8 protein-coding genes are annotated in these 7,580 nt (G+C 71.8%); 4 read left to right on the top strand and 4 right to left on the bottom strand.

Going from position 1 to position 7,580, the window contains the following annotated elements:
- Positions 1–455 precede the first annotated feature (455 nt).
- The gene (locus tag H0488_RS20380) at positions 456–1,571 is read right to left on the bottom strand and encodes an epoxide hydrolase family protein (RefSeq protein WP_183101059.1); all 1,116 of its coding nucleotides are present in this window, start codon (positions 1,569–1,571) and stop codon (positions 456–458) included.
- Between the two features lie 86 nt (positions 1,572–1,657).
- Here H0488_RS20380 and H0488_RS20375 point away from each other — a divergent pair, with 86 nt between their 5' ends.
- Both H0488_RS20375 and H0488_RS20370 read left to right on the top strand, forming a co-directional pair.
- Positions 1,658–2,611: a helix-turn-helix transcriptional regulator gene (locus H0488_RS20375; protein ID WP_183101058.1), complete on the top strand. Its 954-nt coding sequence runs from the start codon at positions 1,658–1,660 to the stop codon at positions 2,609–2,611.
- 74 nt (positions 2,612–2,685) lie between these two features.
- Complete coding sequence (locus H0488_RS20370) at positions 2,686–3,039, top strand: DUF4345 family protein (RefSeq protein WP_183101057.1); 354 nt, start codon at positions 2,686–2,688, stop codon at positions 3,037–3,039.
- 2 nt (positions 3,040–3,041) lie between these two features.
- Here H0488_RS20370 and H0488_RS20365 read toward each other — a convergent pair whose 3' ends face one another.
- Both H0488_RS20365 and H0488_RS20360 read right to left on the bottom strand, forming a co-directional pair.
- Entirely contained in the window at positions 3,042–3,467 is a 426-nt protein-coding gene (locus H0488_RS20365) for a TA system VapC family ribonuclease toxin (protein WP_183101056.1), read from the bottom strand.
- The gene (locus tag H0488_RS20360; protein ID WP_183101055.1) at positions 3,454–3,735 is read right to left on the bottom strand and encodes a type II toxin-antitoxin system VapB family antitoxin; all 282 of its coding nucleotides are present in this window, start codon (positions 3,733–3,735) and stop codon (positions 3,454–3,456) included. Before H0488_RS20360 ends, H0488_RS20365 begins: the two co-directional genes overlap by 14 nt.
- A gap of 87 nt (positions 3,736–3,822) precedes the next feature.
- On the opposite strand from H0488_RS20360, the gene H0488_RS20355 reads away from it, so the two are divergent.
- Together H0488_RS20355 and H0488_RS20350 are read left to right on the top strand one after the other, a co-directional pair.
- Complete coding sequence (locus H0488_RS20355) at positions 3,823–5,493, top strand: DUF885 domain-containing protein (RefSeq protein ID WP_183101054.1); 1,671 nt, start codon at positions 3,823–3,825, stop codon at positions 5,491–5,493.
- Between the two features lie 10 nt (positions 5,494–5,503).
- Positions 5,504–6,586 (top strand): DNA glycosylase AlkZ-like family protein, encoded by a 1,083-nt coding sequence (locus H0488_RS20350; protein WP_312856455.1) that lies wholly within the window; start codon positions 5,504–5,506, stop codon positions 6,584–6,586.
- Position 6,587: 1 nt separating this feature from the next.
- Here H0488_RS20350 and H0488_RS20345 read toward each other — a convergent pair.
- A partial coding sequence (locus H0488_RS20345; protein ID WP_183101053.1) for a hypothetical protein occupies positions 6,588–7,580 on the bottom strand: 993 nt, incomplete at its 5' end.

Below are 7,580 nucleotides of genomic sequence, written 5' to 3'. Positions count from 1 at the left end.
CGGCGCCCCGGCCCCGGAGAAGCCACGGTCCGAGTGGGCCTCCCCCTCCCACCGGATGCGCGGCACCCACGTGCACGGCCGCGGCGCCTGGCAGGCCAGCGCCCGCGCCGGCCGCTGATCGCCAGCCGCTGATCGCCGGCCGCTGACCGCTGCTGTAACACGCTGTTCGCGGGTCTTCCGGGGGCCTGCCGGATGTAACACGCTGTTCGCGGGTCTTCCGGGGGCCTGCCGGATGTAACACGCTGTTCGCGGGTCTGGGCGACCCATCACGGCGCTGGGAGACCGTTGCATCGGGGCCGAACAGACGGCAACGCCCTGTCAGATCGGCGAACAGCGTGTTACATCACGCCGCCGCCCGCCGCCCGCCGCCCCGCCGCCCAGACGCCCGCCACCACCACATGCCACCGCTCCGCTCCCACGAGTGGAAGCGGAGCGCAGCACAACAGCTCGGCGGATCAGGCGAAGAACACCCGCAGGTCGCCGACCACGTCCAACGGCACCTCCATCGCGGCGAAGTGGCCGCCGCGGGGGAACTCCGACCAGTGGACGATGTTGGCGTTGTCGCGCTCGGCGAGCGAGCGGATGGTCTGGAAGTCGTCCTTGAAGACCGCGACGCCGAGACGCCCCTGGCTGACGACCGGCTCGGCGCCGGAGTGCTGCTCCTCGTAGTGGTAGCGGGCGGCCGAGCCATAGGTGTTGGTCAGCCAGTAGAGGGTCGCCTGGGCCAGCACCTGCTCGGGCCGCACCAGGCTGGTGCCGTTGCCGAAGCTCTCGAACAGCTCGCTGTACGCGAGTACGCCGACCGGCGAGTCCGCCAGTCCGGCGGCGACGGTCTGCGGGCGGGTGCCGTTCATCTGGTTGTAGCCGCCGACCGACTGGAACCACTGCATGTGCTCGAGCGCGGCGTACTCCTTCGGCCCGAAGCCCTCGAACTCGCTCGGGTCGCCGGAGGGGAACGAGAACAGGTGCAGCACGTGCGCGCCGAGGAAGCCCTCCGGGTTCAGGACCGCGAGCTCGCGGCCGACCAGCGCGCCGCCGTCGCTGCCGTGGATGCCGTACGACGAGTAGCCGAGCCGCCGCATCAGCTCGTCGTACGCCGTCGCCACCCGGGCCATCGTCCAACCGGTGTCGACCACCGGGGTGGACCAGCCGAAGCCCGGCATCGAGGGCACGACGACGTGGAACGCGTCGGCCGCCGTGCCGCCGTGGGCCTCGGGGTTCACCAGCGGGTCGATCAGGTCGAGGAAGTCGAGCAGCGACCCCGGGTAGGTGTGGGCCAGCAGCAGCGGGGTGGCGTCCTCGACCGTCGAGCGGACGTGGAGGAAGTGGATCCGCTGGCCGTCGACCTCGGTGACGAAGCCCGGGTGGCTGTTGATCCGCTCCTCGACCGCGCGCCAGTCGAAGCTCTTCCACTGCTCGACCATGGCGCGCAGGTAGGACTCCGGCGTGCCGTACTCCCACGAGTCGCCCGGCACGGCCGGCGCGAACCGGGTGCGCTCGAGGCGGGCCTGGAGGTCGTCGAGGTCGGCCTGGGGGACGTCGATGGTGAAGGGGGTGTTCTGCTCGCTCATCGTGGTGCCTCTCTGGAGTGTTTCCTGCTGGTGAGAACGACGCTATGACCTATTGCGGAACAGTTGATTCCTGATAAAACAGGCTCATGAAAAAGACTTCCGGCCGGCTCCTCGAGCTGCTGGGCCTGATGCAGGCCCGGGTCGACTGGACCGGTCCCGAGCTCGCCGCGCAGCTCGGGGTCACGGACCGGACGGTGCGCAACGACATCGCCCGGCTCCGCGAGCTCGGCTACCCCGTCGACGCGACCCGCGGCCGGGACGGTCACTACCGGCTCGGGGTGGGCGCCAAGCTCCCGCCACTGCTGCTCGACGACGAGGAGGCGGTGGCGGTCGCGGTCGGCCTGCGCACGGTGACCGGCGTCGCGGGGTTCGAGGAGAGCGGCAGCCGGGCCCTCGCGAAGCTCGAGCACGTGCTGCCCGACCGGCTGCGCCGCCAGCTGGTCGCGCTGCGCGACGCCACCAGCGCCGGACCGGTCAACACCGACTCCAACGTCGAGGACCCGGAGGTCGACCCGGCCGTGCTCACCGAGATTGCCGCCGCGATCCGCGACCACCACGGGCTGCGGGCGTTCTACCGGGACGACGAGCGGATCGAGGTCGAGCCGTACCGACTGGTCGCGTGGCAGCGCCGGTGGTACGTCGTCGGCCGCGATCCCGCGACGGGCCGGTGGGCGCCGTACCGGGTCGACTGGCTGACCTTGCGCACCCCCGGGGGCCGGGCCTTCGCGCCGGCGTCCTTCCCGGGCGACCTGACCGAGTTCGTCGTCCGCGAGGTCGCCCGCACCGGCTGGGCGGTGCACGCCCGGATCGTCATCGACGCACCGGCCGACGAGGTGATCGACCGGATCAACCCGGCGGTCGGAACCGTCGAGCCGCTGCCGGACGGCCGCAGCGTGCTGGTGACCGGCGGCGACAGCCTCGAGGTGGTCGCCGTGTGGATCGGCATGCTCGGCATCGACTTCACCGTCGAGTCACCGGCCGCACTGGTCGACCACCTCCGGGTGCTGGCCGGGCGGTACGCCGGGGCGGTCGCGGGATAGCCCGTCCCTCCGGCCGACGTCGGTTCCTACTCCGGTCGGATGCCGACGAGCGCTCCCCGGTGCAGGATCGAGGCATGAACCGACTGATCGCGATCGGAGCGGCGTCGTACGCGGGCCTCGGCATCGCCTCCTTCCTCAAGCCCGACCTGGTGCCCGCCGTCATCGGCAGCACCGCGCCGAACGCCGACTCCCGCACCGAGATCCGCGCCGTGTACGGCGGCCTGCCGCTCGCCTTCGCCGCGAGCCTGGTCGCCTCCCCGGCGTCCGGGACGGCGATCGGGCTGGCCACTGCCGGGATGGCCGCCGGTCGGGCGGCCTCGTCGGCCTTCGAGGGCCCACCGAGCCCGAAGATGACGGGCTTCATCGTGCTGGAGACGGTCGTCGCCGGCGCCCTGCTGCTCGGCGCCCGGCGGCACCGCGCCGGCTGAAGTCAGGCCGACAGCTCGAGGACCCGCACTCCGTCGAACCTGCGGTAGTCGCGATCGAACGTCACCACCTGCGCTCCGAGTGAGGTGGCACAGGCCGCGATGTAGGCGTCACTGACCAGGTTGCCGATTGCTCCTGCTTCACGGCACAGGCGGCCGAAGTGACCCATGGTGTCGAACGCGTCGAGGTAGCGGGCATACGTCGGCTGATCCATGACGGACCGGATGAAGGCCCAGACCTGGTCGTGCGTCGCGGGCGATTCCCACGCACGTGGATTGGTCGCCGTCCTGACGAAGCCGCTCCAGACGATGTCAGGGACGGTGAGCGAGTCGCCGAGCGCCGCGTCCTCCCACCATGCGACCGCCCGACCATGGTGCGCATGATCGGGTCGAAAGATGGCGATCAGGACATTGACGTCAGGGATATTCACCGCGCGCCATCCGTCTCGCGAGATCGTCCTCTTCGTCGTACAGCACGTCGTACAGGCCCGCATTGGTGCGCAGGTCGATGCCGGGCTTCACCCCGAGCGGCCCGTCGTAGATCGCCAAGGGAGGGCCGGCCACCGGCTCCGGTGCCGCGGACGTCAGGTAGCGCTGCAGCGCCTCCTCGACCACGTCACCGAGGGTCTTGCCCTGCTGCTGGGCGCACCGCTTCGCGGTCTCGAGGAGACCGTCGTGGATGTTGACCGTGGTGCGCACCTGATGACCTTAGCATCACCAGACGCGCATCACCCGCATCACCGATCTCGGATGCGGGTGGTCGGCGGCGCGATCTAGGGTCACGTCATGACCCGACCCGTCGACACTCGGACCGACCGCTACGTCGAGGAGGTCGTCGCCCTCGACCCCCTCACCGCCACCTTCGCCGGCATCGCCGGCCACGACGACAAGCTGCCCGACCTGTCGCCGGCGGGCTACGACGCCCGCGAGGAGCTCAATCGCCGCACGCTGGCCGAGGTCGGGGCGATCGAGCCGTCCGACGAGCGCGAGCGGGTCGCCAAGGAGGCCTTCCTCGAACGGGTCGGTCTCGACGTCGAGCGGGCCGAGGCCGGGGTCGAGCGGGCCTCGTTCTCGGTGATCAGCAGCTCCGCCCACGCGGTGCGCGAGGTGTTCGACCTGATGCCGACCGCCACCACCGAGGACTGGCAGATGATCGGCGACCGGCTCGCCGCCGTGCCCGACGCCCTCGCGGGCTACCGCGAGACCCTCCGGACCGAGGCAGCGGCCGGGCGGGTGTCGGCCCGCCGGCAGTACGTCGAGGTCGCCAGCCAGATCCGCGGCTGGACCGGCCAGGAGGGCGGGTCCGGCGACTACTTCGCCAACCTGGTCGCCGAGGCCCCCGACGGGCTGCGCGACCGACTCGCCGCGGTCGCGGCGACCGCCTCCGCGTCGTACGCCGAGTTCGGGCGGTTCGCGGAGACCGAGCTGGCGCCGTTGGGCCGCGAGCGCGACGGGGTGGGCCGCGACCAGTACGCACTCGAGTCCCGCTACTTCCTCGGCGCCGAGGTCGACCTCGAGGAGACCTACCACTGGGGCTGGGAGGAGCTCAAGCGGATCGAGGACGACATGGCCGCGACCGCGCAGCGGATCGTCGCCGGCGGCTCGGTCGACGACGCGGTCAAGGCGCTCGACGCCGACCCGGCCCGCGACTGCGGCAGTCGCGAGGCGTTCGCGGCGTGGATGCAGGAGAAGGCCGACACGATCCTGGCCAGCTTCGACGGCGTCCACTTCGACATCGCCGAGCCGATCCGGACCATCGCCTGCAAGGTGGCGCCGGTCAACGACGGCGGGGCCTGGTACACGCCCCCTTCGGAGGACTTCTCCCGTCCCGGCACGATGTGGTTCTCCTTCACCGACGACCACGAGCTCTACTCGACGTGGCGCGAGACAACAACCGTCTTCCACGAGGGCGTCCCCGGCCACCACCTGCAGTGCGCCCAGGTGGTCCACCGCGCCGACCTGCTCAACCGCTGGCAGCGGCTGCTGTGCTGGATCAGCGGCCACGGCGAGGGCTGGGCGCTCTACTCCGAGCGGCTGATGGACGACCTCGGCTACTTCGACGACCCGGGCGACCGGCTCGGCTTCCTCGACATGCAGGGCTTCCGGGCGGCGCGGGTGATCGTCGACATCGGCGTCCACCTCGGGCTGACCATCCCGGCCGACAACCCGTTCGGCTGGCGCGGCGGAGAGGTGTGGGACGGCGAGCGGGTGTTCGAGTTCATGCGCGGGCACTCGCGGATGGAGGACGGCCAGCTCGGGTTCGAGGTCAACCGCTACCTCGGGTGGCCGGGCCAGGCGCCGTCGTACAAGGTCGGCGAGCGGATCTGGCTGCAGGCTCGCGACGAGGTCAAGCGGCGCAAGGGCGATGCCTTCGACCTCAAGGAGTTCCACACCGCCGCGCTCGACCTCGGCGCGATCGGGCTCGACCCGCTGAAGGCAGCCCTGGGCCGGCTGTGAGCCCACTGCCGTGATCCGGCTCGACCGGGAGCAGGCGCGCCGGATCGCGGTGCGCGCCCAGCTGCTCGACGCCTACCGGCCCGAGTCGCTGGTGGCGATGGTCGACCACCTCACCCTGCTCCAGATCGACCCGACCGCGGCGATCGCGCCCAACGTCGACCTGGTCTCGTGGTCCCGCCTCGGCGAGGGCTACGACCACTCCGACCTGCGGTTCGCGCTCGAGGAGGAGCGCTCGCTGGTCGAGCACTCCTCCTTCATCCGGCCGATGGACGACATCGGCCTGATGCTCGCGACCGCCGAGGACCGGATGCACCCGACCACCTTCGGGTGGCTCGACGCCAACGCCGCCTTCCGCGCCGACGTCATCGCACTGCTCGCCGCCGAGGGGCCGCTGACCGCGGCCGAGGTGCCCGACACCGCGCAGGTGCCGTGGCAGTCGTCGGGGTGGACCAACGACAAGAACGTCGACCGGATGCTCGAGCTGCTGTGCCGCACCGGCGACGTGGCGATCAGCGGCCGGCGCGGCAAGTTCCGCACCTGGGACGTGCCGGAGCGGGTCTACCCGCCCGACCTCGAGGTCCCGTCGTACGACGAGGCCCGGGCGATCCTCGACGCGCGGCGCCTCACCTCGCTCGGGATCGCGCGGCCGACCTCGAAGGTCAACGGGGAGGAGATCGGCGCGGCCGGACGCGGCGAGCACGCGGTCGTCGACGGCATCGACGGCCAGTGGCGGGTCGACCCCGACGCACTGGCCGCGGTCGACGAGCCCTTCGAGCCGCGGACGGCCCTGCTGTCGCCGTACGACCGGCTGGTCTACGACCGCGAGCGGGCGCTCGACCTCTTCGACTTCGAGTACGTCCTGGAGATGTACAAGCCGGCCGCGAAGCGGCGCTGGGGCTACTTCGCGCTCCCGATCCTGCACGGCGACCGGCTGGTCGGAAAGCTCGACGCGAAGGTCGACCGCAAGGCCGGCGTGCTGCGGGTGTTCGCGGTCCACGAGGACTTCCCGTGGGAGCCCGAGGTCGGCGATGCCGTCGACGCGGAGATCACCGCCCTCGCCGGGTGGCTCGGGGTCGAGGTCGGCCGCGGCTGAGTCAGCGGGCGGGCAGCTCCTCCCACGTCAGACCGCCGTCGACCGACGCGAACAGCGCCGCGCCCGACGCGAGCAGCAGGCGCGGCCCGTCCGGGGTGGCGTCGACGTCGACGAGCGCGCGGTCCTGATCATCGGTGACCTCCGGGGCCTCGGTGGTGATCCGGTCGAGTCGCCCGTCCGTCCAGCGATAGAGCCCCGACGCGCGGGGCGGGCCGCTGCCATCGCCCATGAGGTCGGCGAACATGCGCACCTCGCCGTCGACGACGAAGGTCCCGACGACCGAGGTCAGCTCGCCGTCGTACGCCGTGGAGGCGAAGCCGCCGCCGCCCGCCGGCATCGTCAGGACCGAGATCAGCGATCCGCCGCCGTCTCCGGTCAAGGTCAGCACGTGCTCGGCACCGGCGGGAGCCGGCACTACCGCGGGAAGGCCCAGGACGCCGGGGTCGAAGGGTGCGGTCTGCCAGCTCGCACCGCCGTCGTCGGACCAGTGGTAGGTGGCCTCTCGCTGGCCGCTGCCGTCGATCACGGAGGTGATTGCGGTCAGCCGGCCGCCGTACGCCTCGACGTCGAACGCCATCTCCGGCATGTCGACGGGATGAGCCGTGGCCGTCCCGGGGTCGACCGCGAGCAGGCCGTCGGCGCTGGTCGCGACCGGCACCTCACCCTGGCCGACCGGGCGCACCGGACCGCTCACCTCGACCCGGCGCCGCTCGCCGTCCGGTTCGACGACCCAGACCTTCGACAGCGCCTGGTCGCGCACGATGAACCTGTCGCCGGCCGCGATGACTTCTGCGGGGATGGCGAGACGCCACTCGGAGCGGGTCACGAACCCGTCGTCGGTCACCGCGAGAGCCCACGGCTCTCGGTCGACCAACCGCCAGAAGACGGCGGTCGCGCCGTCCGCGGTGACCGCCGCGTCACCGATCCTGGCGTCGGGGTCGTCGATGGTCCGCTCCGGGCCGTCGGCAGCCACCCCGTCGGAGATCTCCGTCGT

Source organism: Nocardioides pelophilus (assembly GCF_014180685.1).
GTDB lineage: Bacteria > Actinomycetota > Actinomycetes > Propionibacteriales > Nocardioidaceae > Nocardioides > Nocardioides pelophilus.
The sequence above is the reverse complement of the archived record's forward strand: the minus strand, read 5'-3'. Positions and strand labels throughout refer to the sequence as shown.

Coding starts and splice junctions, on each gene's coding strand:
- H0488_RS20380 (WP_183101059.1), bottom strand. CDS start 1,571: ATGAGCGAGCAGAACACCCCCTTCACCATCGACGTCCCCCAGGCCGAC.
- H0488_RS20375 (WP_183101058.1), top strand. CDS start 1,658: ATGAAAAAGACTTCCGGCCGGCTCCTCGAGCTGCTGGGCCTGATGCAG.
- H0488_RS20370 (WP_183101057.1), top strand. CDS start 2,686: ATGAACCGACTGATCGCGATCGGAGCGGCGTCGTACGCGGGCCTCGGC.
- H0488_RS20355 (WP_183101054.1), top strand. CDS start 3,823: ATGACCCGACCCGTCGACACTCGGACCGACCGCTACGTCGAGGAGGTC.